The 25,834-nt window shown below is 65.7% G+C and carries 20 protein-coding genes and 1 tRNA gene; 9 read left to right on the top strand and 12 right to left on the bottom strand.

Translation table 11 applies throughout. From position 1 onward, the window contains the following. Window positions 1-45 precede the first annotated feature (45 nt). Entirely contained in the window at window positions 46-942 is an 897-nt protein-coding gene (locus NFC73_RS18305) for a glycosyltransferase (protein ID WP_254752537.1), read from the top strand. Here NFC73_RS18305 and NFC73_RS18300 read toward each other — a convergent pair. The 10 genes from NFC73_RS18300 to argS all read right to left on the bottom strand — a co-directional run bounded on the left by NFC73_RS18300 (window position 939) and on the right by argS (window position 13,702). Further along, window positions 939-1,697 (bottom strand): WecB/TagA/CpsF family glycosyltransferase, encoded by a 759-nt coding sequence (locus tag NFC73_RS18300; RefSeq protein WP_254752535.1) that lies wholly within the window; start codon window positions 1,695-1,697, stop codon window positions 939-941. The genes NFC73_RS18305 and NFC73_RS18300 overlap by 4 nt on opposite strands. Then, the gene (locus tag NFC73_RS18295) at window positions 1,694-2,506 is read right to left on the bottom strand and encodes an L-threonylcarbamoyladenylate synthase (protein WP_254752533.1); all 813 of its coding nucleotides are present in this window, start codon (window positions 2,504-2,506) and stop codon (window positions 1,694-1,696) included. The genes NFC73_RS18300 and NFC73_RS18295 overlap by 4 nt, the downstream gene beginning before the upstream one ends. A gap of 15 nt (window positions 2,507-2,521) precedes the next feature. Beyond that, window positions 2,522-3,391 carry a peptide chain release factor N(5)-glutamine methyltransferase gene (gene prmC / locus NFC73_RS18290; protein WP_254752531.1) on the bottom strand — a complete coding sequence of 290 codons (870 nt, stop codon included), beginning with the start codon at window positions 3,389-3,391 and terminating at the stop codon, window positions 2,522-2,524. A 12-nt stretch (window positions 3,392-3,403) separates the two neighbouring features. After that, complete coding sequence (prfA, locus tag NFC73_RS18285) at window positions 3,404-4,477, bottom strand: peptide chain release factor 1 (protein WP_058932004.1); 1,074 nt, start codon at window positions 4,475-4,477, stop codon at window positions 3,404-3,406. A gap of 107 nt (window positions 4,478-4,584) precedes the next feature. Beyond that, entirely contained in the window at window positions 4,585-6,852 is a 2,268-nt protein-coding gene (gene rho / locus NFC73_RS18280; protein WP_254752529.1) for a transcription termination factor Rho, read from the bottom strand. A 296-nt stretch (window positions 6,853-7,148) separates the two neighbouring features. Next, window positions 7,149-8,123, bottom strand: a complete 975-nt coding sequence (gene thrB / locus NFC73_RS18275; RefSeq protein ID WP_141140975.1) for a homoserine kinase — start codon at window positions 8,121-8,123, stop codon at window positions 7,149-7,151. Between the two features lie 2 nt (window positions 8,124-8,125). Continuing rightward, the gene (gene thrC, locus NFC73_RS18270; RefSeq protein WP_141140976.1) at window positions 8,126-9,232 is read right to left on the bottom strand and encodes a threonine synthase; all 1,107 of its coding nucleotides are present in this window, start codon (window positions 9,230-9,232) and stop codon (window positions 8,126-8,128) included. After that, window positions 9,233-10,549, bottom strand: a complete 1,317-nt coding sequence (locus tag NFC73_RS18265; protein WP_141140977.1) for a homoserine dehydrogenase — start codon at window positions 10,547-10,549, stop codon at window positions 9,233-9,235. After that, on the bottom strand, window positions 10,542-12,047 hold the full coding sequence (gene lysA / locus NFC73_RS18260; RefSeq protein WP_254752527.1) for a diaminopimelate decarboxylase: 1,506 nt from the start codon (window positions 12,045-12,047) through the stop codon (window positions 10,542-10,544). The genes NFC73_RS18265 and lysA overlap by 8 nt, the downstream gene beginning before the upstream one ends. Window positions 12,048-12,052: 5 nt before the next feature. After that, on the bottom strand, window positions 12,053-13,702 hold the full coding sequence (gene argS, locus NFC73_RS18255) for an arginine--tRNA ligase (protein ID WP_254752525.1): 1,650 nt from the start codon (window positions 13,700-13,702) through the stop codon (window positions 12,053-12,055). A 170-nt stretch (window positions 13,703-13,872) separates the two neighbouring features. Here argS and NFC73_RS18250 point away from each other — a divergent pair, with 170 nt between their 5' ends. The 4 genes from NFC73_RS18250 to NFC73_RS18235 all read left to right on the top strand — a co-directional run bounded on the left by NFC73_RS18250 (window position 13,873) and on the right by NFC73_RS18235 (window position 16,926). Continuing rightward, entirely contained in the window at window positions 13,873-14,346 is a 474-nt protein-coding gene (locus NFC73_RS18250) for an FMN-binding protein (RefSeq protein ID WP_254752523.1), read from the top strand. Between the two features lie 3 nt (window positions 14,347-14,349). Further along, window positions 14,350-15,216, top strand: coding sequence for an FAD:protein FMN transferase (locus tag NFC73_RS18245; RefSeq protein ID WP_254752521.1), 867 nt, complete (start codon window positions 14,350-14,352; stop codon window positions 15,214-15,216). Further along, window positions 15,213-16,775, top strand: coding sequence for a ferredoxin--NADP reductase (locus tag NFC73_RS18240; RefSeq protein WP_254752519.1), 1,563 nt, complete (start codon window positions 15,213-15,215; stop codon window positions 16,773-16,775). Before NFC73_RS18245 ends, NFC73_RS18240 begins: the two co-directional genes overlap by 4 nt. A gap of 78 nt (window positions 16,776-16,853) precedes the next feature. After that, window positions 16,854-16,926, top strand: a tRNA-Arg gene (locus NFC73_RS18235). 267 nt (window positions 16,927-17,193) lie between these two features. On the opposite strand, the gene NFC73_RS18230 is transcribed toward NFC73_RS18235, so the two are convergent. Further along, window positions 17,194-18,657 (bottom strand): HNH endonuclease signature motif containing protein, encoded by a 1,464-nt coding sequence (locus NFC73_RS18230; protein ID WP_254752517.1) that lies wholly within the window; start codon window positions 18,655-18,657, stop codon window positions 17,194-17,196. Window positions 18,658-18,891: 234 nt separating this feature from the next. Here NFC73_RS18230 and NFC73_RS18225 point away from each other — a divergent pair, with 234 nt between their 5' ends. Continuing rightward, window positions 18,892-19,950: a M4 family metallopeptidase gene (locus NFC73_RS18225; RefSeq protein WP_254752515.1), complete on the top strand. Its 1,059-nt coding sequence runs from the start codon at window positions 18,892-18,894 to the stop codon at window positions 19,948-19,950. A 60-nt stretch (window positions 19,951-20,010) separates the two neighbouring features. After that, on the top strand, window positions 20,011-20,334 hold the full coding sequence (locus NFC73_RS18220; protein WP_254752513.1) for a protealysin inhibitor emfourin: 324 nt from the start codon (window positions 20,011-20,013) through the stop codon (window positions 20,332-20,334). 12 nt (window positions 20,335-20,346) lie between these two features. On the opposite strand, the gene NFC73_RS18215 is transcribed toward NFC73_RS18220, so the two are convergent. Further along, window positions 20,347-21,315, bottom strand: coding sequence for a GlxA family transcriptional regulator (locus NFC73_RS18215; RefSeq protein WP_254752511.1), 969 nt, complete (start codon window positions 21,313-21,315; stop codon window positions 20,347-20,349). 81 nt (window positions 21,316-21,396) lie between these two features. On the opposite strand from NFC73_RS18215, the gene NFC73_RS18210 reads away from it, so the two are divergent. Together NFC73_RS18210 and hrpA are read left to right on the top strand one after the other, a co-directional pair. Beyond that, window positions 21,397-21,564 carry a hypothetical protein gene (locus NFC73_RS18210; protein ID WP_254752509.1) on the top strand — a complete coding sequence of 56 codons (168 nt, stop codon included), beginning with the start codon at window positions 21,397-21,399 and terminating at the stop codon, window positions 21,562-21,564. Window positions 21,565-21,761: 197 nt separating this feature from the next. Further along, window positions 21,762-25,715, top strand: a complete 3,954-nt coding sequence (gene hrpA / locus NFC73_RS18205) for an ATP-dependent RNA helicase HrpA (RefSeq protein WP_254752507.1) — start codon at window positions 21,762-21,764, stop codon at window positions 25,713-25,715. Window positions 25,716-25,834 lie beyond the last annotated feature (119 nt).

Here is a 25,834-nt window from a genome sequence, read left to right as displayed (position 1 = left end):
TTGCGAGCGGGGAATCCCCTGAAGGCCATGCTGAAAGGAATCCCCATGACCGTCCGGGTTGCAGTTGCCGCCGTGACATTTAACCGTCATAAAGAGCTGTCCGTCCTGCTGGACGCCATTAATGCGCAGTCCGCGGCAGTGGACACCATCTGCCTTGTCGACAGCGGCACGGACCCCGCACGCGAAGTTGCCGCGCGGCACACAAATGTTGATTACGTCCGTTCCGAAGCGAACCTCGGCGGAGCAGGCGGCTTTGCCCTCGCCGCGCTGAAGGCGGTGGCCAGCGGTGCCAAATGGGTCTGGATGATGGACGACGACGCCGAGCCGGCGGACCCGGAATGCCTGGCCACGCTGCTGCGTGAGGCTGAGGCCCGCGACCTTGAAGCCGTGGTCCCGCTGGTGGTTGCCCCGGGCCATCCCGACCGGCTGTCCTTCTTCTTCCGGCTCGACGGAAAAGTCACCCACGACCGGGCCGAACTGGAAAGAGTAGGTTTCCTACCCAACGACGGACACTTCTTCAACGGTGCCCTGATCAGGTCCGACGTGTTTTTCAAGGTGGGCCTGCCGGACATGCGCCTCTTCATCCGCGGCGACGAGGTGGACTTCACCATCCGCCTCCGCAAGGCGGGCATCCGGTTCGGCACGGTGACCACCACCGCCATCACCCACCCGCATGCGTTTTCCGAGACGAAGCACGTCTTTGGTGCACGATGGCACGTGATTGTGCCGGACTCGGCGTTCAAACGCTACTACTACTACCGCAACCGCGGGTACCTGATCCGTCGCTATTTCCGGGTTAAGTCGCTGGTGGCCGACGTCGGCGGCTATCTTGGCTATTTTGCGCAGCGCCGTGACCTGAAGGGACTGCTCGCCTGGGCAAGTTCCTTCTCGAAGGGACTGCGTGCCAAGGGCTTCGCGCCGCTGGAGGACCAGAAGTTCTAGGACACGCGCCGCAGCCGGCGCCGCGCCAGCAGCCACAGCAGCACCCACGGCTCGCCAAACACGCGGTACGCCACGCGGCGGGGATGCAGCAGCAGGCGCCATGCCCATTCCAGCCCGAGCCTCCCGAGCCATCGAGGTGCAAGTTTCTGGATTCCGGCCAGCTGTTCGATCGCGCCGCCCACGGTGCAGTAGATGGCCGGCGGGAGGGCGCCGAGCCGGCGCTGCAGCACTGATTCCTGCAGCGGCATGCCCAACCCGAGCAGGACTAGCTGGGGTTGCTGCTCCGCGAGCCAGCGCACAGCGGCCGTTTCGACGTCGTCGTTCCAGCCTTCGCCGGGCAGGCCCGCCACCGTGGCACCCGGAACAATGCTCCGGAGCTTTTCGACGGCCAAGGCGTTCGCCTCGGCGCCGGCGCCAACCACCGCCATCCGCTTCAGGCCGGTAACCCTGCCCAGGGACGGCAGCCAGTCCGTGGAACCCAGCCGGTACTCCATGACCGGCCCCACGGCATTCCCCGTCCGGCTCCACAGCCAGAGCACAGGCGCCCCGTCAAGGAGCACCACGTCGCTCTCCTCATAGACGGAACGAAACCCGGCGTCGGAATGTGTCAGCGTGACGCTGTGCAGGTTATGTCCGACGACGGTCCGCTTGGTCCCGTCGGCGACGAACCCCGTCAGCACCTCAAGCAGGTCGTCAACCTTGAGCGGCGTGGCGTCCACGCCCAGGACGGGGATGTGCTGGCGTGCCAGGCTCACCCGTCAGTCTCCCGAACCGGCGGGGACGGCTCGGACGGCTCGCCGGCGGCTTTTTCGGCTGCCGGCTCTTCGGCTGCCGGCTCGTCAGCGGCTGATTCGGCCGGCAGAGCGTCTGGTTCAGATTCTTCCTCGGGCTCAGCCATCGGGATCTCGCCCAGGCCCAAGACGCCCGGAACGTGCTCCCGGAGTTGCTCCAGGGACACAGCGCCGTTGCGCACGACGCGCAGGAGGGGACCGGTGGCATCCACGATTGTGGAAGGCACGGCGTCGGTTCCTTCTACCGGCCGGAAACCGCCTTCGAGGTAGACCTCCACGGATTCCGCGAGCTGGGCACGTGCCTCCGCGGCGGTCTGTGCCGGCGGCTGGCCGGTCCGGTTGGCGGAGGACACGGCCAGCGGACCGGTCAGGGTCAGGAGTTCCTGGGCCACCTCGTCGGCGGGCATACGCAGGGCCACCGTTCCCTGGGTCTCGCCCAGGTCCCAGTCCAGCGACGGCTGGGCGTGCAGGATCAGGGTCAGTCCCCCCGGCCAGAACGCCTTGGCGAGCTTGCGGGCATCAGCGGAAACATCTGTGGCCAGGCCGTCCAGCGCGTTGATCCTGGGAATCAGTACCGGCGGCGGCATGGTGCGGCTGCGACCTTTAGAGGCCAACAGCATAGTGACGGCCTGCGGCGAAAAGGCATCGGCGGCAATTCCGTAGACCGTGTCCGTGGGGAACACCACGCACTTCTTTTCGCTGATGGCACGCTGGGCATGCTCCAGGCCAAGGGCGCGCTGGTCCTCGGACGTGCAGTTGTAGGTTGTGGTCACTGGCCTATTCTTTCATCACTCGTGGTGCGGACCGGCAAGGACGGCGCTGGTGGCGCGTTCCTTGCCGTTGAGGTCCAGATGCGTGGTGATCTCCCGCCAGGCACCCGTCCGCTGCATCATGCCGGCGATCCAGCCGGCCTGGACTTCCGCGTGTTCCATCACAAAGTAGCCGCCGGGAACCAGCAGCCGGGCAGCCGAGGCGGCCGCCGCCGTCGGAAGTTCCATGCCGTCCGCTCCCCCGCCGTACAGGGCTTCGGGAGGGTCGTGCAGGGCAACTTCGGGTTCATTCGGGATGGCTTCGGCGGGAATGTAGGGCGGGTTGGAGATTACGACGTCGAAGGTTCCGTTAAGTTCCGGCAGCGCGTCGCGGAGGTCCCCCAGCACCAGCTTGACGCCCAGCGGAGCCAGGTTCCTGGCTGCCCACGCGTGCGCGAACGGACTGTATTCCACGGCGTGGACTTCGGCGCCGGGCACCTCATGGGCGATGGAGCCGGCGATCGCGCCGGACCCCGTGCCCAGGTCCACAACCCGCGGGTGCGCCATCCCCTTGACGTGGTCGATAACCAGTTGCACCACGGACTCCGTTTCCGGCCGGGGGATAAAGACCCCCGGCCCGACGGCGAGCTCCAGGTACCTGAAGTGCGCCACCCCGGTGATGTGCTGCAGCGGGATCCGTTGGGCCCGTTCGGCAACAAGTTCGGCGTAGCCAACAGGTGCCGGAGTATCCCCCAGCATCATCGCCCGGAGCCTGCCGAGCCCCACACCGAGCAGGTGGTCCGCCAGGAGTTCGGCGTCGACGCGGGGGCTGGGGACCCCGGCGTCCCGGAGGATCACCGTGGCCTCGCCGATGGCAGCCGCGAGGGACTGCCCAGACCCGAGTGTCATGGGTGCCGGCGGCTAGTCGCCGATGGCGTCCAGGCGTGCCTGTTCGTCCATCTCGATGGCGGACTGGATGACCGGTTCCAGGTCCCCGTTCATGACCTGGTCCAGGTTGTACGCCTTGTAACCGGTGCGGTGGTCGGCGATCCGGTTCTCCGGGTAGTTGTATGTGCGGATGCGCTCCGACCGGTCCATGGTGCGGATCTGGGATTTACGCTGGGCCGAGTTCTCGGCGTCGATGATTTCCTGCTGGTGCGCCAGGATGCGGGCGCGGAGCACCCGCATGCCGGCTTCGCGGTTCTGCAGCTGGGATTTCTCGTTCTGCATGGCCACCACGATGCCGGTGGGAAGGTGCGTGATACGGACAGCGGAATCCGTGGTGTTCACGGACTGGCCACCGGGACCCGACGAGCGGTAGACGTCGATCTTGAGGTCGTTCTGGTTGATGTCCAGCTCTTCGGGCTCGTCAACTTCGGGGAGGACCAGGACGCCGGCGGCGGAGGTGTGGATGCGGCCCTGGGATTCGGTGACGGGCACCCGCTGCACGCGGTGGACGCCGCCTTCGAACTTGAGTCGTGCGTAAACACCCTCGGCAGGATCGTTCGAGTTGCCTTTGACGGCCATCTGGACGTCTTTGTAGCCACCAAGATCGGATTCGTTGGCCGAGATGAGTTCGGTCTTCCAGCCGCGGGATTCCGCGTAACGGGTGTACATCCGCAGGAGGTCGCCGGCGAAGAGCGCGGCTTCGTCGCCGCCTTCGCCGCCCTTGACCTCAAGGATCACGTTGCGGGCGTCGTCGGGGTCCCGCGGAATGAGGAGCCTGCGCAGCTTCGCCGAAGCCTGCTCCAGCGCTTCCTCCAGCACGGGAACCTCGGCAGCAAACTCAGGGTCCTCCGAGGCCATTTCCTTCGCAGCGGCGAGGTCGTCCTCCAGGGCATGCCACTTGTTGTATGCCTCCACGATGCCATTGAGCTGCGCGGAACGCCGCCCCAGCTTCCGGGCCAGCCGCTGGTCAGCATAGACAGCCGGATCACCAAGCTGCGCCTGGATAGCATCATGCTCATCAAGCAGGCCCTGTACGGACTCAAACATTTCAAAACCTCTTTCGACTCTTACAAGTCTAGTTTCACGGGACTTAACGACGAACCGCCCAAAACATGCCGACCATCAGGCCGGCATGTTTTGAGCGGTGAGCGTAGCTACTTGTCGTTATCCGACTTCGCGCCAAGCGTTGTCTTCTGGACCTGCATGAGGAACTCGACGTTGCTCTGGGTCTCCCGGATCTTGTTGGTCAGCAGCTCAAGGCTCTGCTGCGTTTCGAGTCCGGAAAGGACGCGGCGCAGCTTCCACATGATCTTGACTTCCTCGGGGGAAAGCAGGTTCTCTTCGCGGCGGGTACCGGACGCGTTGACGTCCACGGCCGGGAAGATGCGCTTGTCCGCCAGCTGGCGGGACAGACGGAGCTCCATGTTGCCGGTGCCCTTGAACTCTTCGAAGATGACCTCGTCCATCTTGGAACCGGTCTCCACGAGCGCGGTTGCCAGGATGGTCAGCGAGCCACCGTTTTCGATGTTGCGGGCTGCACCGAAGAAGCGCTTCGGCGGGTACAGCGCCGCGGAGTCGACACCACCGGACAGGATACGGCCGGAGGCCGGTGCTGCCAGGTTGTAGGCGCGGCCCAGGCGGGTCATGGAGTCCAGGAGGACCACCACGTCCATGCCCATTTCCACGAGGCGCTTGGCGCGTTCGATGGAGAGCTCGGCCACGGTGGTGTGGTCATCGGCGGGACGGTCGAAGGTGGAGGCAATGACCTCACCCTTGACGGTGCGCTGCATGTCCGTCACTTCTTCGGGGCGTTCGTCAACAAGCACCATCATGAGGTGGACCTCAGGATTGTTGGTGGTGATGGCGTTGGCGATGGACTGCAGGATGAGCGTCTTGCCGGCCTTCGGCGGGGAGACGATCAGGCCGCGCTGGCCCTTGCCGATCGGGGCAACCAGGTCGATGACGCGGGGGCCGATCTTCTTGGGATCCGTCTCGAGGCGCAGCCGCTCGGACGGGTACAGCGGAACCAGCTTGGCGAATTCGACGCGGTCCTTGAGCTCTTCCGGCGTCTTGCCGTTGACGGAAGTGACGCGGACCAGGGCGTTGAACTTCTGGCGGGCAGTCTGCTGGCTGCGGTCTTCGCCGTCACGCGGTGCTCGGATGGCGCCGACGCAGGCGTCGCCCTTGCGCAGATTGTACTTCTTGACCTGGGCCAGGGAGACGTAAACGTCGTTCGGACCCGGCAGGTAACCGGAAGTGCGGATGAACGCGTAGTTCTCCAGCACGTCCAGGATGCCGGCGACGGGCAGCAGCACGTCATCCTCGGTGACCTCGACGTCGTCGACGTCCGGTCCCTGGGCGCGTCCCCGACGGCGGTCGTTACGGTCCCGGAAGCGGTCGTTGCGGGAGTTGTCCCGGCTGTCCTGGCCGCCACCGGAGCGGTCATTGCGGTCAGTGCGGTCGTTCCGGTCCCGGCGGTTGCGGCGGTTCCGGCGGCTTCCACCGTCAGTGTCGTCGTTGTCGCGGGTGTTGTCGCGGCTGTCATCGCGACGGGCGCCGTCACGCTGGCCGGCGTCACGGCTGCCTGCGTTGTCGCGTCCACCATCGGTGGTCTCGCGGGCGGTGGTTTCACGGGCTGTGGTCTCACGGGCCGTGGTGTCACGGGCTGCGGTGTCATGAGCCGTGGTTTCACGGGCTGCGGTGTCACGGGCGCCACGGGAGCGGCCGTTCTCGCGGCGGTCAGCACGCTGGCCGTCGCCGGATTCGGCGCCCTGGGTTTCTGTGCGCTGGGAATCAGCACGCTGGGTTTCGGTGCGGTCAGCCTGGCGCTGTTCAGCGGCGGGCTGCTCGGCCGGAGCCTCAGTGGCTTCTGCCTGCGTTGACGTGGCGGCCGCATCGCCACGGCGCCGGTTCCGGGTGCGCGGCTGGCGGCGTTCGCCCTCAGCTGCTGCGCCGGCCTCAACGGGCGCTGACGCCGGAGCCTCAACGGGTGCGGCGGCCGGAGCCTCAGTGGCCGTTGCCGCGGCGGGGGCCGCAACTACTCCGTCACTGACAGCGCGGCGGCTGCGTCCACGGCCACGGGCACGGGTCCCATCAGCGGCCGGGGCCTCTGAGGTTTCGCTTGCGGCAGCAGCCACCGGTGCGGCAGCGGCGGGGGCTACGTGGTTTTCGGTCGCCTTCTCGGCAGCCTTGGCCGGGGCCTTGCTGGCTGACGTGCCTGCGCGATGGGCGGAAATGGCGGTCACCAGATCCCCCTTACGCATGCGGGATCCACCGGAAATCCCCAGCTGGCTGGCAAGTGCCTGCAGCTGGGCGAGCTTGAGGCCGGCGAGGCCACTGCTCTTGGCGGGTGCGGCCGTTGACGATCCGGCAGCAGAAGTTGATGGTTCCACAGCTGAAGACAGCTCAGTGGTTTCGGTCACGAAGGATCCTTCCCCCTCGACGGCGTCCAGACTGGGAGCTGGACGCGATGATTTGATCTGGGCTGCAGTTCAGATCTGCAGCCGCATTTTCGGTCTTGCCGGTTGGATTTCGGCCAGCAGGGCCGGATACTGATTCACCTCACGCACCGATTAATGGCGGGGCGCTGGGCTGACGATTCAGGGGCAGACAATTCAGCTGCAGATTCCTGCGACAGACCAAGCAGGCGGCACCGGAAAATATTGCGCAGTAGGAGATCACTAACAACTGAATGCAGCTGCCGATCAGATAGGCGGAATTACCGCCGGTGCAAGTCCACCTTAGCACCTTCGACGTCCACTGCCAGCTTCAGCACGCGCCAGCCGATACCCGGCGTGTTCGCCTCTGTAAAGGACTCAATAAACCCAAGGACCTCGGCGGCTTCGGCTTCGCCGTCGGCGAGAACCAGGACCGTAGGTCCTGCACCCGAAACCACTGCCGCGTGGCCCGCGTTGCGCAGTGCCCTGATGAGGGACGCGCTGGGCCGCATCGCCTCGGCCCGGTAACTCTGGTGCAGGTAATCCTCGGTGCCGGCATGCAGAAACTCGGGCTTCTGGGTCAGCGCATGGATCAGCAGCGCAGCCCGTCCGGAGTTCATGGCCGCCGCATGATGGCCCACAGACGCCGGCAGCAGGGCGCGCGCGGCTTCGGTGGACAATTCAAAATCGGGGACAGCCACGATGGGAATCACGGAACCGGCCACGGTAGCGCATGTGCTGCTGTACCGGTCACTGTCCTGCCATGACAGCGCCAGTCCGCCGAAAATCGCGGGCGCGACGTTGTCCGGATGGCCTTCCATCTCGCTGGTCAGCTGCAGGATCCAGTCCCGCCCGCGACGCGCAGCTTCGGGCACCATGGCATTGGCGGCCGAGACGGCCGCCACCACTGCCGACGCCGATGATCCCAGACCCCGGCCATGGGGGTTGACGTTCGTCGCCGTGATCCTGAGGCCGCCGTGCCGGTAACCAAGCCGGGAAAAGGCAGCCTCCATCGCCCTGACCACCAGGTGGCTGGCGTCCTGCGGCAGCGTGTCCGCCCCCTCGCCGCTGAGCTCGAAGACGAGCTCAGCGGATTCGAGGCTTTCCACCGTCAGGGTGTCGTGCAGCGCCAGGGCGAGGCCCAGGCTGTCGTAACCCGGTCCGAGGTTGGCGCTTGTGGCCGGGACCCTGACGGTGACGCGCTGGCCTGCTTCGATGACGGGCAGGTCAACGGCGGTGGGCGAGGTGGTTTCCAAGGCTACTTTTCTTCCAGTCCCAGTTCAGCTGCGACTGTCACGACGTCGTTCGAGACCTTGACCGGCTGGACTTCACTGCCATCCTCGGTCCGGAGAGCCCACTGGGGGTCCTTGAGGCCGTGGCCGGTAACGGTGATGACGATGGTCTTGCCGGTGGGAACTTCACCGGCGGCGTGCTTCTTGAGCAGGCCGGCCACACCGGCGGCGGAGCCGGGCTCCACAAAAACGCCTTCGCGGGCGGACAGCCAGCGGTGGGCATCGAGGATCTGTTCGTCAGTCACGGCGTCGATGAATCCGCCGGACTCGTCACGTGCAGCGATGGCACCGTCCCAGGACGCCGGGTTGCCGATCCGGATGGCAGTGGCGATGGTGTCCGGTTCCGTGATGGGGTGCCCTGCCACGAACGGTGCCGCGCCGGCGGCCTGGAAGCCCCACATCTGCGGGGTTTTGGTGGACACGGCGGGCAAGGTTCCGGCCGTGTCGGATTCGAACGGCGCCGAGTACTCCTTGTAGCCCTTCCAGTACGCCGTGATGTTGCCGGCGTTGCCTACGGGCAGGACGTGGATGTCCGGAGCATCGCCGAGCGAATCAACAATCTCAAACGCGCCCGTCTTCTGGCCCTGGATGCGGGCCGGGTTCACGGAGTTGACCAGGAACACCGGGTAGGACTCCCCCAGCTTCCGTGCAATGTCCAGGCAGTTATCGAAGTTGCCGTCCACCTGGAGCAGCGTGGCGCCGTGCGCGATGGCCTGGCTCAGCTTGCCCATAGAGATCTTGCCTTCGGGGACCAGTACAGCGCATTTCAGTCCCGCTGCCGTGGCGTAGGCCGCGGCGGACGCGGAGGTGTTGCCGGTTGACGCGCACACCACGGCCTTGGCGCCGGACGCGACGGCGGCCGTCATGGCCATGGTCATGCCGCGGTCCTTGAACGAACCGGTGGGGTTCATCCCCTCGACCTTCAGGTACACCGTGGAACCGGTGAGCTCGGAGAGCTTCTGCGCGTGGACCAGCGGCGTGCCGCCTTCGCCCAGCGTGATGACCCTGGTGGATTCCGTTACGGGCAGCCGGTCAGCGTATTCGCGGATAACGCCGCGCCATTGGTGAGCCACTTAGACTCCTTCTACCCGCAGAACGGATGTCACTGAATTGATGACGTCCAGGCCCTTGACGGCCTCGACGGTGGCTGCGAGGGCAGCCTCTGATGCGCGGTGGGTAACGATCCGCAGTTCGGCAGACTCCACGTTGGACTCTGCGTCCCGGTGGATGGTCTGCCGCATGATTTCGATGGACACGCCGTGCTCCGCAAAGAGCTGGGCGATCCGGGCCAGCACGCCGGGCTGGTCAGCGACGTCCAGGCCGATGTAGTAGCTGGTGATGGCTGAGGCGATGGGCAGGGCCGGGACGTGGCCGGTGGTGGTCTCCGTGCGTCCCGGGCCGCCCAGCACAATGCGGCGTGCGGCCGAGACAAGGTCGCCAAGGACGGCGGAGGCCGTCGGGGTTCCGCCGGCACCCTGGCCGTAGAACATCAGTTCGCCCGCGTTTTCCGCCTCGATGAAGACCGCATTGAACGCGCCACGAACGGCGGCCAGCGGGTGCTCGCGTGGCAGCAGCGTGGGGTGCACGCGCACGGAAACGCCTTCGCCGCCGTCGGCATCCGTGAGCTTTTCGGCAATGGCCAGCAGTTTGATGACAAATCCGGCGTCCTTGGCTGCAGCGATGTCCGCCGCGCTGACGGACGTGATGCCTTCGCAGTGGACGTTTTCCAGGGCGAAGCGGGTGTGGAAGGACAGCGACGCGAGAATGGCGGCCTTGGAGGCGGCGTCGTGGCCTTCGACGTCGGCGGTGGGGTCGGCTTCGGCGTAGCCAAGGCGCTGGGCCTCGGCGAGGGCGTCAGCGAACTGGGCGCCGGTGGAGTCCATCTGGTCCAGGATGAAGTTGGTGGTGCCGTTGACGATACCCAGCACGCGGGTAATGCGGTCGCCGGCCAGGCTGTCCCGGATGGGGCGCAGTATGGGGATGGCACCGGCGACGGCGGCCTCGTAGGACAGCTGCACGCCGGCCTTGTCGGCCTCTTCATAGAGGGTGGGTCCGTCCTGGGCGAGCAGGGCCTTGTTGCCGGTGACTACACAGGCGCCGTTGCGCAGCGCGGAGAGGATCAGCGTGCGGGCAGGCTCGATCCCGCCCATGAGCTCGATTACCAGGTCGGCGTCCTTGACCAGGGTGTCGGCGTCGGTGGTGAAGAGGTCCTGCGGCAGGTCCACATCCCGCTTGGCATTGACGTTGCGCACGGCGATGCCGCTGAGCTGCAGGCGGGCACCGGTACGGGCGGCAAGGGCGTCGGCGTCCTCAATGAGAATCCGCGCAACCTGGGCCCCAACGTTGCCACAGCCCAGCAGGGCTACTTTCAGGGTTCGCAATTCAGTCATTCGGCACTCCCATGTCGCGGTTAAGCAGATCTTCTTCGGTTTCCCCGCGGACAATCAGCCGGGCAGATCCGCCGCGCACCGCGACAACGCCCGGCCGGGCCAGATAGTTGTAGTTGCTTGACAGGGCCCAGCAGTAGGCGCCGGTCCCCGGTACAGCAAGCAGATCACCGGCTGCCACGTCCTCGGGCAGATATACATCTCTAACAACTATGTCGCCGCTCTCGCAATGTTTGCCCACTACGCGGGACAGCTGCGGGGACGCCGAGGACGTGCGGGAGGCCAGAATCGCCGAATAATCCGCGTCGTAGAGCACCGGGCGGGCGTTATCGCTCATGCCTCCGTCCACTGACACATAGCGGCGCGGATGCGTAACGTTCTTGTTGGCCTCTGAATCGCCCGGCGCGTCGACGCGGACAGTTTTCAGGGTACCCACCTCGTACAACGTGAAGGTGGTGCTGCCGACAATTGCGCGTCCGGGTTCGATCGAAATCCGGGGAGCAGTGATACCCAGCTCAGCACACGTGGAACGCACGACGGCGGCCATCGCCTGCGCGACGTCAGCTGCGGGGCGCGGGGTGTCCACCGGGGTATAGGCAATGCCGTAGCCGCCGCCGAGGTCCAGCTCGGGCATCACGATGGAGTACTTTTCCTGCATGGCAGCGTGGAAGCGCAGGAGCTTCTGCGCGGCGAGTTCAAAGCCGTCCGGCTCGAAGATCTGCGAGCCGATGTGGCAGTGCAGGCCCAGCAGTTCGATGCTGGCGTACCCTGTGGCCGCAGCCACGGCCTCCTCCGCTGCTGACAGTCCGGCCTGCTCGGTGGTATCCCCGGCCATGGAGAGACCGAATTTCTGGTCCTCGTGGGCGGTGGCGATGAACTCGTGGGTGTGCGCGTGGACGCCGGGAGTCAGGCGCAGCATAACGTTGGCAATTTCGCCGCGGTCCAAGGCGATTTTGGCAACGCGGTCCAGCTCATCGAGGCTGTCCACCACGATTCGTCCCAGCTTCATATCCAGCGCCCGGTTGATCTCGGCGTCGGATTTGTTGTTGCCGTGCAGGCCCAGGTTTTCGCCCTTGATGCCGGCCCGGGCCGCCACCGCGAGCTCGCCGCCGGAACACGTGTCCAGCCGGAGTCCTTCGTCTGCCACCCAGGCGGCTACTGCTGTGCACAGGAAGGACTTGCCAGCATAGTAGACGTCCACTCCCCCGCAGATGTCGGCAAACGCGGCATCAAAGGCATCCTTGAAGGAACGTGCGCGGGCCCGGAAGTCTGTCTCGCTCATGACAAAGAGCGGCGTGCCGAACTGCGCCTTGAGCTCGCTGACGGCGATGCCATCGATGGCGAGCTCACCGGCGTCGTTCTTCCGCACATCCTGCGCCCACATGGGCTCGTGGAGCGCATTCAGGTCCGCGGGAACGGCGAGCCACTCGGGAGCCAGCGGGGATCCGCTGTTGGTGTCCTCTGCTGACACCTTCTGCGTCGAAGTTTCCTGTGCCGACATCAGTTTCACATCCGTTCCGGCGCGGACACGCCCAGCAGGTCCAGGCCGTTGGCCAGCACCTGGCTGGTGGCGTCGTTCAGCCACAGGCGAGTGCGGTTGACGTCGGTCACCGGTTCGTCACCCAGGGGTGCGATGCGGCAGGCGTCGTACCAGCGGTGGTAGGCGCCGGCGATGACCTCAAGATGGCGGGCCACCCGGTGCGGCTCACGCAGTTCTGCGGCCTTGGCCACGATGGATGGGTAGCTGCCCAGGTAGGAGAGCAGTTCGTTTTCAGTGGCATGGTCCAGTAGGGAAGCGTCAAACGCGCTGCGGTCCACGCCTGCAGCCACGGCGTTGCGGGCCGCGCCGCGGGTGCGAGCATGGGCGTACTGGACGTAGAACACCGGGTTCTCGTTGCTGTGCTTCTTCAGCAGGTCAGGGTCAAGGGTCAGCGGCGAGTCTGCCGGGAAACGGGCCAGGGAGTAGCGCACCGCGTCCTTGCCCAGCCAGTCAATGAGGTCCTTGAGCTCGATGATGTTGCCGGCACGCTTGGACAGCTTGGCGCCGTTGACGGAGACCAGCTGGCCGATCAGCACCTCGATGTTGACCTCGGGGTCATCACCTGCGGCGGCCGCAATGGCCTTGAGCCGGTTGATGTAGCCGTGGTGGTCCGCGCCGAGCAGGTAGATTTTCTCGGTGTAGCCGCGGTCCTTCTTGGACAGGTAGTAGGCAGCGTCGGCAGCGAAGTAGGTGGGTTCGCCGTTCGCGCGGATCATGACGCGGTCCTTATCGTCACCGAAGTCCGTGGTCCGCAGCCAGACCGCACCGCCGTCGTCGAACACGTGGCCCTGTTCGCGGAGGCGCGCTACGGCACTTTCAATAGCGCCGGCGTCGTGCAGTTCCTGCTCGGAGAAGAACACATCGAAATCGACGCCGAAATCGGCGAGCGTGGCTTTGATGTCCTTCATCTGGGCTTCGTATGCGGCGGCACGGATGACCGGAATGGCCGCCACTTCGGTCAGCTCGCGGATGTCCGGGTGCGCGGTAAGCACCTCGTGGCCCAGGTCCGCGATGTACTGGCCGGGGTAGCCGCCGTCCGGGACCGGAAGTCCGTGAAGCCGGTTGTAGACCGACTGCGCGAAGACGTTCATCTGTGTGCCGGCGTCGTTGATGTAGTACTCCGCGGTGACTTCAGCGCCGGACGCACGCAGCACCCGGGCGATGGCGTCACCGAGAGCGGCCCAGCGGGTATGCCCGATGTGCAGCGGTCCGGTGGGATTGGCCGAGACGAACTCCATGTTCACGGTGTGTCCGGCGAGCGCCGAGTTCGTGCCGTACTGCGGGCCCGCTTCGACGATGGCCTTGGCGAGGGCGCCGGCGGCACCGGCATCCACGGTGATGTTAAGGAACCCGGGGCCGGCGATATCCACGGCAGCGACGCCGTTGATGGACTTCAGCCGGGCGCTCAGGACGGTGGCGAATTCGCGCGGGTTGGTGCCGGCCTGCTTGGACAGCTGGAGGGCGATGCTGGTGGCCCAGTCGCCGTGTTCCCGGTTCTTCGGTCGCTCCACGCGCACCTCATCAGGGACAGCTGATGCGGAAAGCGCGATTTCGCCAGCGGCGACGGCGTCTTTCAGGCAGGCGGATATGGCGAGGGAGAGTTCTTCGGGAGTCACCCCTCTAGCCTACCGGGGGCCGCCACTGGGACGAATTTGGGGTGGCTCGTGACTGGTTCCGCACAACTTTTCCGCACAGCGGACGCACTGCTGATTCACAGCGTGAACCATTACGCTGAATCCGACGTTGAGTACAGCGTAAGCACCCAGCCCACGAAACGAGCCCCATCATGAGACCGTCAGTCCGCAAGAGTGTTTTCGTCGGCATCACCGGCCTGTCCCTCGCTGGAACGGTGGCCGGCTGCGCGCCGTCGGCCACGCCCGCGGTGCCCGCTGCGACTTCCGACAGCACGTCCGGCGCCACCACTGCCCCTTCCGGCACGGCATCATCGCCGTCCAGCAGCGCCTCCCTCTACCAGGACGGCACCTACAGCGCTGACGGCACCTATGTTTCCCCCAACGGAACCGAAACCGTGGGGGTTGAGCTGACGCTCGCCGCGGGCACGGTCACGGCCGTGAACATCACCCAGCACCCTTCGAACCCCAACACCCGGAAATTCCAGGGCGAATTCGCGGGCGGGATCGCTGCGCAGGTTGTGGGTAAGAGCATCGACGAACTCAACGTCTCCAAAGTGGCAGGATCCTCGCTCACCAGCGGCGGCTTCAACCAGGCCCTGGACAAGATCAAGGCCGAGGCCCAGTAGGCCGTGCCGGACCCGGAGGACTTCCGCTTCGACGGGATCGGAACCCGTTGGGAAATCTCCACCCCCCGTCCGCTTGACGCCAGCGTCCGTGCCCGGCTGCTCGCCTTGGTGGAACGGTACGACGCCGACTGGTCCCGGTTTAGGTCCGATTCGACCGTGGGTGCCATGGCCCGGCAGCCCGGGCGGTATGAGCTGCCGCCGGAAGCGGCGGACCTTGGCCGGCTGTACCGCTCGCTGTATGAGATCACCGGCGGTGCAATGACGCCGCTGATCGGCGGCAGCCTGGAGCGCCTCGGGTACGACGCCGCCTATTCCCTGCGGCCGGCAGGAAACGCGCTTCCGGCACCCCGCTGGGAGGACGTCCTGACGTGGGACGGCAACGTGCTGACCACCACCGCTCCCCTGGTCCTGGACATCGGTGCCGCCGGCAAGGGGCAACTGGTGGACCTTCTCGCTATTGAGCTGCGCGCCTGCGGCGTGGACTCCTTCGTGATTGATGCCAGCGGCGACCTGCTGCACCGCGGGCCTAATCCGGTCTCCGTGGCGTTGGAGCACCCGTACGATCCGGTGAGGGCCATCGGGACTGTGCCGCTGGCAGGCGGCGCCTTGTGCGCGTCAGCCTCAAACAGACGGGCGTGGGGCGACGGCCTGCACCATGTGCTCGATGGCACAACAGGCCTGCCCGTCAGTACGGCGGTAGCCACGTGGACCATGGCAGAAAGCACCATGGTGGCCGATGCCCTGGCCACTGCCCTGTTCTTTGTCCCCGGCAAAGAACTGGAACGGAGCTTCGACTTTTCCTGGCTGACCGTTTTTTCTGATGGAAGTGCTGCCTACTCGGCCGGATTTGAAGGGACACTGTTCTCATGAGCCCCGTTGACGCCCCCAGGGCAACCGCCGTTTTCACTGCCGGCCGGCTGGACACCCTGCTGGGCAAGTACACGATGTACAGGCTGATCCTGCTGGTGCTGGCAGCCCTTGCCGCGTACAGCCTCCTGCTCAATGCCCTTGGCTGGCTGACGTTCGGCATCCCGCAGATGCTCGTCCACTTAGTGCTGTGTCTGGGCCTGACCTACGTGTCCAACCGAGGGCTGGCTGCCCTTTTCCACGTCCGCCCGCATTCCGAATCGTCGCTGATCACCGGTCTGCTGCTGTACTTCCTCTTCTGGCCTACCTTTATGCCCCTGGATATGGCGGGAGTGGCCCTGGCGTGTGTGCTGGCCTCCGCTTCGAAATACGCGCTGGCCTGGCGTGGCCGGCACATCTTCAACCCAGCCGCCGCCGGGGCGTTTGTCACCGGGCTGACGGGGCTGAACATCGCGACATGGTGGGCCGCCACACCTGCCATGCTGTGGCTGCTGGTCCCGGGCGTCCTCCTGGTGCTCTACCGGACGCGTAAGTTGCCCATGGCGGCCGTGTTCCTTGTGGTTGCGACATCAATTGTGAGCGCTGAGCTGCTGCAGGCAGGGCTTACCCTGGGCAGCGCACTCTGGCAGGCCCTGGCGCAGCGGCCGCTGCTGTTCTTCGTCGGCTTTATGCTGACGGAGCCGCTCACCCTCGCGCCGCGCCGCTGGCAGCAGCTCGCGCTCGCCGCACTGGTTGGCGTGGTGTTCGCAGTGCCGTACAACCTCGGCTTCATCGCCAACTCGCCGGAACTGGCCCTGCTGGTCGGCAACCTGCTGGCGTTCCTTGTGGGCCAACGAGGCGGGCTCAGGCTCCGGTTCGCTGGCTCCCGTCCCCTGACACCCAGCACCACAGAGTTCGCCTTTGAACCGTCCCGGCACGTCCGGTTTGTGCCGGGGCAGTACATGGAACTGGATCTGCCGCACGCCAAGTCTGACGGCAAAGGCCGACGCCGGGTGTTCAGTTTGACCAGCGCCCCGGGTTCGGAGACGGTGAAGTTTGGCGTCCGGACGGCTGAGCCCCTGTCCGCGGCGAAGAAAGTCCTGCTGGACCTGAAGCCTGGTGATGAAGTGGCCGCCACGTCCGTGGGCGGAGATTTTGTCCTGCCCCGCGATCCCCGGACCCCTATCCTCCTGATCGCCGCGGGCATCGGTATCACGCCCTATCTTGCGCATCTGGCTTCCGGCGCCGCGCAGGACCGGGACGTGGTTCTCCTGCTGCTGGCGCGCAATTCTGCGGAAATTGCCTACACGGCCGAGCTGCAGGCGTCCGGAGCGCGCATCCTGGCACGCCTCGCTGACGGTTCGGTCCCGCCGTCGTTCATCACCGATGCCGGGACGCCGGAATCCGGCGGCGCTGCAGCTGGCGCCCGGCTGGACGGAGATTCCCTGAAGGCCCTCGTTCCCGACATTGCCGGCCGCGCTGTCTACATCTCCGGGTCCCCTGCGAGCGTCGCATCGCTGCGCCGTGCAGCCCATAAGGCCGGCTCGCGCCGAGTGCACGTGGACTCTTTTTCGGGCTACTGAACAGGGCCGTTTTTCCTTGCAGGCACCTTCCTGCTAAGCTCTAGGACGTCCCGCTGGCAACGGCAGGATCCCTGAATTGCCCTCGTAGCTCAGGGGATAGAGCGTCTGCCTCCGGAGCAGAAGGTCGTTGGTTCGATTCCAATCGAGGGCACAGATGTAACCCCCGCCGCTTACAAAAGCGGCGGGGGTTTCTGCGTTCCTTCCCCCAGAGGCGCGAGCGGACACTTGAGGCCCTGCCGAGCTGGGCAGCCGGACACATGAAGCCCTACCAAGCTGGCGCGGCCCGCACACCGGCCGCATGTTTTTTGCGACGCGGCTGTGGCACGCCGGTTTATTGCGGCGCGGCTGTGGCACTCCGGCTTGTCGGACTCCGCGGCTGACGCTGCGCCTCAATACCCAGCCCGCGACATGGCCCGCGCTAAGGCGGCGAGGTGCACAAGGCCCCAGTTGTTTCGGGCGCTGGCAACGTCGGTGGTTCCCAGTCTGGGTGTTCGCTTTGGTAGTGGCGTCCGGTGGGTGATATCCAGCCGGGTGGTTCGTTCTTGGTGGCGGTGGTGGGTTTCCAACCGGTGATGTGTCTGAGTCTGTGGTGCTTGCGGCATGGCTGGCCGAGATTACTGATCCCGGTACTGCCTCCCTGGGCCCAGGCGAGGAGGTGGTCTGCTTCGTTGTCGAGGGAGTGGTTGCTGCAGCCGGGGAACGGGCACTTCCCGTCGCGAAGTCTGAGCCATTGGCGTTGGGCTTTGGTGAGCCGGTAGCTGGTCCGCCCGATCTCGAGCGGTGCGCCGTCGCGGGGGTCGATGAGGACGCGATGGAAGGATTCGGCGCCGTCGGCGATCAAGTGGCGGGCCATGGACGGCGGGATCGGCCCGTATCCGTCGAGCATTGCGGGTTCGTCGGTGAGGCCCAGCAGGGCCATGACCGGGACCGTGATCAACACCTGCGCCCGCGGGGATGGAACGCCGCCGCTCACGGCGATGCCCCCGGTCTCTTCGTCGCTCGTTCCGCCGGTCGCGCCGCCGCTCTTTTCCCTACCCTCATCACCGGTTCCGCCGCCGGTGATGTTGTTGGTCAGGAGCCAGGCGGCAAGGATGTCGGCGCGGAGCTGGCTGAGGTTCCGGTCCTCGTCCGGGCCTTGGAGGGCTCTAGCTGCGCTGGTGGTCCGGTTCCAGATCGCGGCCGCCTGGTCCGCCGGGAGGTAGGCGGAGAGCCAGGCCATGCCGTCCCGGTCCGGGGCATATTCCAGGCGCCGGTCGGCTGCGCTCTTGATGTGGCGTTTTTCGATGCTGACCGGGTGATGGCGTTCCCGCCAGGTCCGGGCCTTGTGCCGGAACCTCCCGGGGATGAGCTCACCGGCGAAGCCACGTGCCGGATTCACCACATGAGGGTCCAGGAAATGCGCCTCCAACGCCTGCGCCCCGGCGGGGTCGAGGTTGGTGGTTTCATCGACCATGATCCGGGCGTGCTGCCACGAAATCGTCCCGGCCTGCAACGCGGACAACGTCAGGGGAAGCGCCGTGGTCAGGAAGCGCGCTTCGGCGAGGAGGGCGCCGGCGGCGCGTTCGCTGACCGTCAGGGCACACGCGATCTCCGCGACCATGGCCATCTCCTGCCCGGTATGGTCCTCGGGCGACGTTGCAGGGCCCGCCAGAGCCTCGGCAGCGGCGGAGTAACCGGCGGCCAGCCAGGCCTTCAGGGCGGCACTTTTCGCGTCCAGCCGTGAGATCTCGGCCAGTCCGTCCAGGAAACCATCTGCCACCCGGCGCAACGGATCAGCCTCCCCGGAACAGCCGGACTCGGTCCCGCCCCGGAGCGCAGAAGCAAGCTCAGCGAAAGACACCGAAAGGGCCTCCGCCGTCGCCACAGCCGCTCTGCTATCCATACCCAAATCATCCCGCGAGGGACTGACAATAACGGCGAGGCTAAACGGCTATGTGCATAACTCCGCGAAACAACGATCCGTGCCTCCAGCCGCCGCGGCAGTTCAGGGCCACAGCTGTCCTTTCGGCGCATGAAACGGGGCCTCAACTGTCCGTTCGCCCTGGGTTGAGTGAGCCTTCATCAGATTGTCAGCACCCCCTCGTAGGCTGATTCAACGTACTCGAGGGGGTAGGCCATGCACGTTCCAGCTACATTCTGTTCCATCATTCCGCCTTACATACTGCGGCGGTTGGCCCGCCTGGACGAGCCTCGGTTTTCTGCCGCCGCGCGGGCTGCCAAGGAAGCGCTAAGCCACTTCCGGTCAGTCCAGTCAGCCCGTACCCAGCCGGCTCCGGCCGCTCCCCCGGCACTGCGCGACGTCCGTCCCGGCCCACCCAACAGGAGCATCTACGATGCCGGCGGATCCGAGATCCTGCCCGGAAAGCTCGTACGTAAGGAAAGCGAACCGGCTTCCGGCGATCAGTCCGCTGATGAGGCGTACGACGGCCTTGGGCACACGCATCGCCTGTTTGCCGACATCTTCGGCCGTAACTCCATCGACGGCGAAGGACTGCCGCTCGATGCCACGGTGCACTTTGGCAAGCTCTACGACAATGCTTTCTGGGACGGCCGCCAGATGGTCTTCGGCGACGGCGACGGCGAAGTCTTCGAACGATTTACGCGGTCGCTGAGCGTCATCGGGCACGAACTCACGCACGGCGTCACGCAGCACTCGGCGGGGTTGGCTTACCGCAACCAGGCCGGTGCCATCAACGAATCCATGTCCGACGTTTTCGGCGCGCTCGTGGAGCAGTACCTGAACAGCCAGTCCGTGACCGACGCCAGCTGGCTGATCGGCGAAGGACTTTTCACGCCCCAGGTTCAGGGATCGGCCCTCCGATCCCTGAAGGCCCCGGGCACAGCGTACGACGACGACGTGCTAGGTAAGGACCCCCAGCCCGATTCGATGGACTCGTACGTGCGGACCAGCGCGGACAACGGCGGCGTCCACATCAACTCCGGGATCCCCAACAGGGCCTTCTACCTCACGGCCGAGACCCTGGGCGGCAACGCCTGGGAAGCGCCGGGACGGATCTGGTACGACGCACTGACGGGCGGCTCGCTGCCTGCCACCGCCACCTTCCGCGCCTTCGCGAGGGCGACGGCGGCATCCGCCGTCGACCTGTTCGGCACCGATTCGCCGGAGCATGACGCCGTGCGGCAGGCGTGGGAAACTGTGAAGGTCAAGCTTTAGTTGAACGCCTGCCCGCCGCGAGACGGCGGCCAGGCTGCAGGAAAGCCCAGGACCCAGGCCATGAAGATCAGTGTCGAGCGCAGCGGCGGCATCGCAGCCCTGACCCGCGTATGGACAGTGCACGCCCAGACCGCGAGCGCCAAAAGCCGGTGGCAACCCATTGTCGAAGCATGCCCTTGGGACGCGGTGCCCAAGACCGTCCGGGCCGCAGCCGCGGAGGTGCAGGACAACCAGCCGGACCGATTTATCTATTCGATCCGGGCCGGCCAGCGGCGGGCGGCGCTGCCGGAGCAGGCTGTCACAGGACCCTGGCGTGTGCTGGTGGACACCACCCGGGCGGCAGCCGAGGACAGCCCCGACCGGCGGGGTCCTGTGCAGGCTTAGCTGCGTCTCCAGTCAGCCTGCTGTTACCAGTTGCCCCCGGAACGCCCGGCGGTAGGACTGCGGGCTGGTGTCCAGCACCTTGGCAAAGTGATGCCGGAGCAGGACGGGGTGCCCAAAACCGGATTCCCGGGCAACCTCGTCGATGTTCAGGTCAGTGGATTCCAGCAGCTCCTGCGCCCGGAGGACCCGCTGCGAGTTCAGCCAGGCAGCAGGGGTGGCCCCCGTTTCGGACCGGAAGCGGCGGGCGAACGTCCTGGCTGACATGTGCACTCGGGACGCCAATTCCACGACAGTGTGCTCCTGCTCCAGGTTCTGCACCATCCAGCGCAGCAGCTCTTCCATCGGCGCCGATCCACAGGCAGGCATGGGCCGGTCGATGAACTGGGCCTGGCCGCCGTCGCGGTGCGGCGGCACCACCATGTCCCGCGCAATGGCGGCTGCCACATTGGCGCCCAGCTCAACGCGCACCAGATGGAGGCAGGCATCAATCCCTGCCGCAGTTCCGGCACTGGTGATCAGGTTCCCGTCCTGCACATAGAGCACGTTTTCATCGACCTGCACTTCCGGATACCGGCTTGCGAGTTCATGGGAGTAGTGCCAGTGCGTGGTGCAACGCCGCCCGTTCAGCAGACCGGCGCGGGCCAGGGCGAAGGCTCCGGAACAAATGGACATCACCCAGGCGCCCCGGGCGTGCGCGGCTCGCAATGCCTCCAGCGCGGATTCCGGAACGTCGTCGTCGCGTCCGAAGGGGGTCATGATCACGAGGTCCGCGTCCGCCGTTGCCTCCAATCCCAGCGAAACATTCAAGGAGAGTCCAGATTTCATCCGGACGTTACCGGGTTCGGGTGTGCAGACCCGGAAGTCGAACGCCGGAACATTGCTGCCGCGTCCGGATCTGTCGATGCCAAAAACCTCGCAGGCGGTGGCGAACTCGAAGACGGAGAAGTTGGGAACTACGATGACTGCCACTGATTTGAGCATGCTTCCATTATGGCAGAAATTCGAGCTTTTTGGGCATTTCTGCCACTGTTTCCTCACCGCCCACGGGAGCAGCATTGAGTCATGGAAATCTTCGGAATCGCCCTAGTGGTCCTGCTCCTCGTCGTCGTCGCCGCCACCGTCTCAGCGCTCCTGCGTGATGGTCGCGGCCACACCCCGCCTATCACCTCCGACCAGCCTTGGTCCGCCCTGGACCTGCCCAGCGTTAATTACACCCTCCGCATTTTCTAACCAAAAGGCATGCCTCAACCCGCCACTGTTAACCCATCCGAACTAACACCAAGGACCCGGCTCATGTGAGCCGGGTCCTTTCGTCATGTTCTGATTGAGTGGGGTCCGGGAAGGCGGGACCAACGGCCGGGCCGGCGGCGGGGTTGACGGCAGCAAACGCGGGAAACAGGCGCCGCCCCAGTAGACTGGCTGCAGCCATGACATTTCATATCTCGTACCCTGCTGAGCTGCCCGTTTCCGAGCGCCGCGAGGACCTGAAGGCTGCCATTGCAGCGAACCAAGTGACCATCATCGCCGGCGAGACCGGCTCCGGCAAGACCACCCAGATCCCCAAAATGTGCCTCGAGCTGGGACTGGGCGACAACGGCCTGATCGGGCACACCCAGCCGCGGCGGCTCGCGGCCCGTACCGTCGCTGAGCGCATCGCAGAGGAACTCGGTGTGGAGATCGGCCAGGAAGTCGGCTTCCAGGTGCGGTTTACCGGCGAAGTCAGCCGCGCCACGAAGGTCAAGCTTATGACCGACGGCATCCTGCTCGCAGAGATCCAGCGGGACAAGCTGCTGCGTAAATACAACGCCATCATCATTGACGAAGCGCACGAGCGCAGCCTCAATATTGACTTCATCCTGGGCTACCTCAAGCGGATCCTGCCGCAGCGGCCGGACCTGAAAATCATCATCACCTCGGCCACGATCGATCCGGAGCGGTTCGCCAAGCACTTCGGGTCCGACGACGAGCCCTCCCCCATCATCGAAGTGTCCGGGCGCACATTCCCGGTGGAGATCCGGTACAGGCCGCTGTCCCAGCCTGCCGGCGGACCCGCCGATGGCGAAGATCCGGACGCCTCCGATGACGAACTCGAAGAGGACCGCGATCCGCTCGACGCCGTCTGCGACGCCGTTGACGAACTCGCCACCGAGGCTCCCGGCGACATCCTGGTCTTTTTCTCCGGCGAGCGCGAAATCCGGGACGCAGCAGAGGCACTCAACGCCAGGATCCAGTCCAACCGGCGCCTGGCCGGCACCGAGGTGCTCCCGCTGTTCGCCCGCCTGAGCCTGCAGGAACAGCACAAGGTGTTCCACCCCGGCAAAAACCGCCGGATTGTGCTGGCCACCAACGTGGCCGAGACGTCCCTGACGGTCCCGGGCATCAAGTACGTCATCGACACCGGCACGGCCCGCATCTCCCGCTACTCGCACCGCACCAAAGTGCAGCGGCTGCCCATCGAGCGCGTGTCGCAGGCTTCGGCGAACCAGCGCTCCGGCCGGTGCGGCCGTGTGTCGGACGGCATCGCCATCCGGCTCTATTCGGAAGAGGACTTTGAGTCCCGGCCGCTTTTCACGGATCCGGAAATCCTGCGCACCAACCTGGCGGCAGTCATCCTGCAGATGACCGCTATGGGTGTGGCCCGTGGACCCAAGGACGTGGAGAACTTCCCGTTTGTCGAGCCGCCGGATTCGCGGGCAATCAACGACGGCGTGACGCTCCTCCGCGAGCTCGGTGCCTTGAATGCCGTGAGACCGGGTGACGCCAAGAGCGGCGGGCTGACCGCCGTCGGACAGCAGCTTGCCCAGCTGCCGGTGGATCCCCGCCTCGGCAGGATGATTGTGGAAGCCGGCAAGCGTGGCTGCGTCCGCGAGGTAATGATCCTGGCCGCGGCACTGACCATCCAGGACCCGCGCGAGCGTCCCACGGACAAACAGCAACTTGCCGCCGAGAAGCATGCCCGTTTCCGCGACGAAAACTCGGACTTCACCGGCTTCCTGAACCTGTGGAACTACCTGCAGGAGAAACAGCAGGAGCTCTCGTCCACCCAGTTCCGCCGCCTGTGCCGGACCGAGTTCATCAACTACCTTCGGGTCAGGGAATGGCAGGATCTCTTCGCCCAGCTCCGCCAGATGGCCCGCCCGCTGGGGATCAGCCTGGACAACAAACGCCTGGCCGATCCTGTGGGCAACCACGAGGGCATCCACATGAGCCTGCTGTCCGGCCTGCTGAGCCACATAGGCATCCTGGACGAGCGCAAGCGCGAATACGCGGGCGCCCGCGGCAGCCGCTTCGCCATCTTCCCCGGTTCGTCGCTCTTCAAGAAGTCCCCCACATTTGTGATGGCTGCCGAACTCGTGGAGACGAGCCGCCTCTGGGCCAGGGTCGCGGCCAAGTTCGATCCTGTCTGGGCAGAACAGGTGGCGCCGGACCTCGTCAAGCGCAGCTACAGCGAGCCGCACTGGTCCACCAAAATGGGCGCGGTCATGGCGTACGAGAAGGTCACCCTGTACGGCGTGCCCATCATCCCGCAGCGCCGGGTCAACTACAGCCGGGTGGATCCTGTGCTGGTCCGCGAGCTGTTCATCCGCCATGCCCTGGTGGAAGGCGACTGGAAAACGCACCACAAGTTCTTCCACCGCAACCGCGCCCTCCTCCTGGAAGTCGAGGAGCTCGAGGCCAGGATGCGCCGCCGCGACCTGCTGGTGGATGACGAAACGCTGTTTGAGTTCTACGACGCCCGGATCGGCCCCGAAGTGGTGTCCGAACGGCACTTCGACAAATGGTGGAAGGAAGCCCGGCAGCAGAATCCGGACCTCCTGGACTACGACAAGTCACTGCTGCTCAACGACGACGCCGACAACCTGGACGAAGCCGCCTATCCGAAGACCCTGTTGCACAAGGGCTTCGAGCTGCCGCTCAGCTACGAGTTCCACCCGGTGGCGCCCGGGTCACCGCCCAACCCGTCCGACGGCGTCACGGCTGAAGTCCCGGTGCTCTTCCTGAACCAGCTCGATGATGCCGCCTTCCGCTGGCTGATCCCCGGCCAGCGTGCCGAGCTCGTGGCTGCCCTGATCAAGTCCCTCCCCAAGCAGGTCCGCAAGAACTTCGTCCCCGCCCCGGATGTGGCCCGGCAGGCCGTTGCCGCCCTGGAATCGGACTTCGATCCGGCCCACGATGAGCTGGAAGCTTCACTGGAACTGGCCCTGCGCCGGATCCGCGGCCACGTCATCCCGTCCGGTTCCTGGAACTGGGATGCTGTGCCGTCCCACCTGCGGGTGAGCTTCAAGGTTGTCGATACCCAGGGCAAGGTGCTGGACGAGGGCAAGGACCTCGCGGCCCTGCAGGAGCGGCTGGCCCCGGCAACACGCCGCGCCATTGCTGAATCCCTGGGGGCGACGCCGGGAACCACCGCGCCGCAGTCTCGGGGAAATTCGAAGACGTCCGGAAAGGCCGGCGGAACAGTACCCGCGTCATCTACTGGCGGAAATGCGGCCGGCAGCGGCACAGGCTTCCAGGAACAGTCCGGTCTGACGGACTGGGCCTTCGGCACGGTGCAGCGGCAGGTCAGCAACACCGTCAAGGGCCACACGGTCACCGGCTATCCGGCATTGGTGGATGAAGGAACATCCGTGGCGCTGCGCGTCTTCCAGACCTCGTCGGAGCAGCTCGAGGCCATGCGCGGCGGTGTGATCCGGCTCCTCGCCCTCCGGGTACCGGCACCGGACCGCTACGTCCTGGAGCACCTCAACAACACCGAAAAGCTGACGTTCAGCCAGAATCCGCACGGTTCGGTGTCAGCCCTCATTGCCGATTGCGCCCTGGCTGCCGTGGACAAACTGACCCCGGTGGAACTCCCGTGGGACCGGGCGTCCTTCGACGCCCTCTACGAGCAGGTCCGGGCGGAACTCATCGATACCGTCTTCAGTGTGACGGCCGTGGTGGAGCGCGTCCTGGCCAGCACCCGGCGGATTGAGAAACAGCTGAAGGGCACCACCAGCCTGGCACTCATCAGCGCCCTGAACGACATCAGGAGCCAGCTCGAGCAGCTGGTGTTCCCGGGATTTGTGGCCCGCACGGGTTACAAGCAGCTGAGCCAGCTACCCCGCTACCTTGCCGCCATCGAGAAACGCCTCGAAAAGCTCCCCGGCAACGTCCAGCGGGATGGCATGAGCATGGCCGCGGTCCAACGGCTGGAAGACGATTACGACGACGCCGTGTCGGCGCTGCTGCCCGGGCGTCGGGTCGGTGCAGAACTGACGCAGGTCCGCTGGATGATCGAAGAGCTGCGCGTGAGCCTCTTCGCCGTCGAACTCGGAACGGCCTATTCCGTCTCCGAAAAGCGGATCAGGGCCGTCCTTAACAAGGCGCTCGCGCCGGCCTAGGAGACTGCTGAATTAGTCTTGGGTTGGGCGCGTCGGCTGGACTCGTGGGCCTGGTGGTTAAGACTGGTCTTATGCAGGGACGCGAGGACGCGCAACGCGGGTATTTGGATGTGGAGGCG

This window comes from Pseudarthrobacter humi, assembly GCF_024294965.1.
Lineage (GTDB): Bacteria > Actinomycetota > Actinomycetes > Actinomycetales > Micrococcaceae > Arthrobacter > Arthrobacter humi.
Note: the sequence above shows the minus strand (reverse complement) of the source record. Positions and strands in the feature narration are given on the sequence as shown.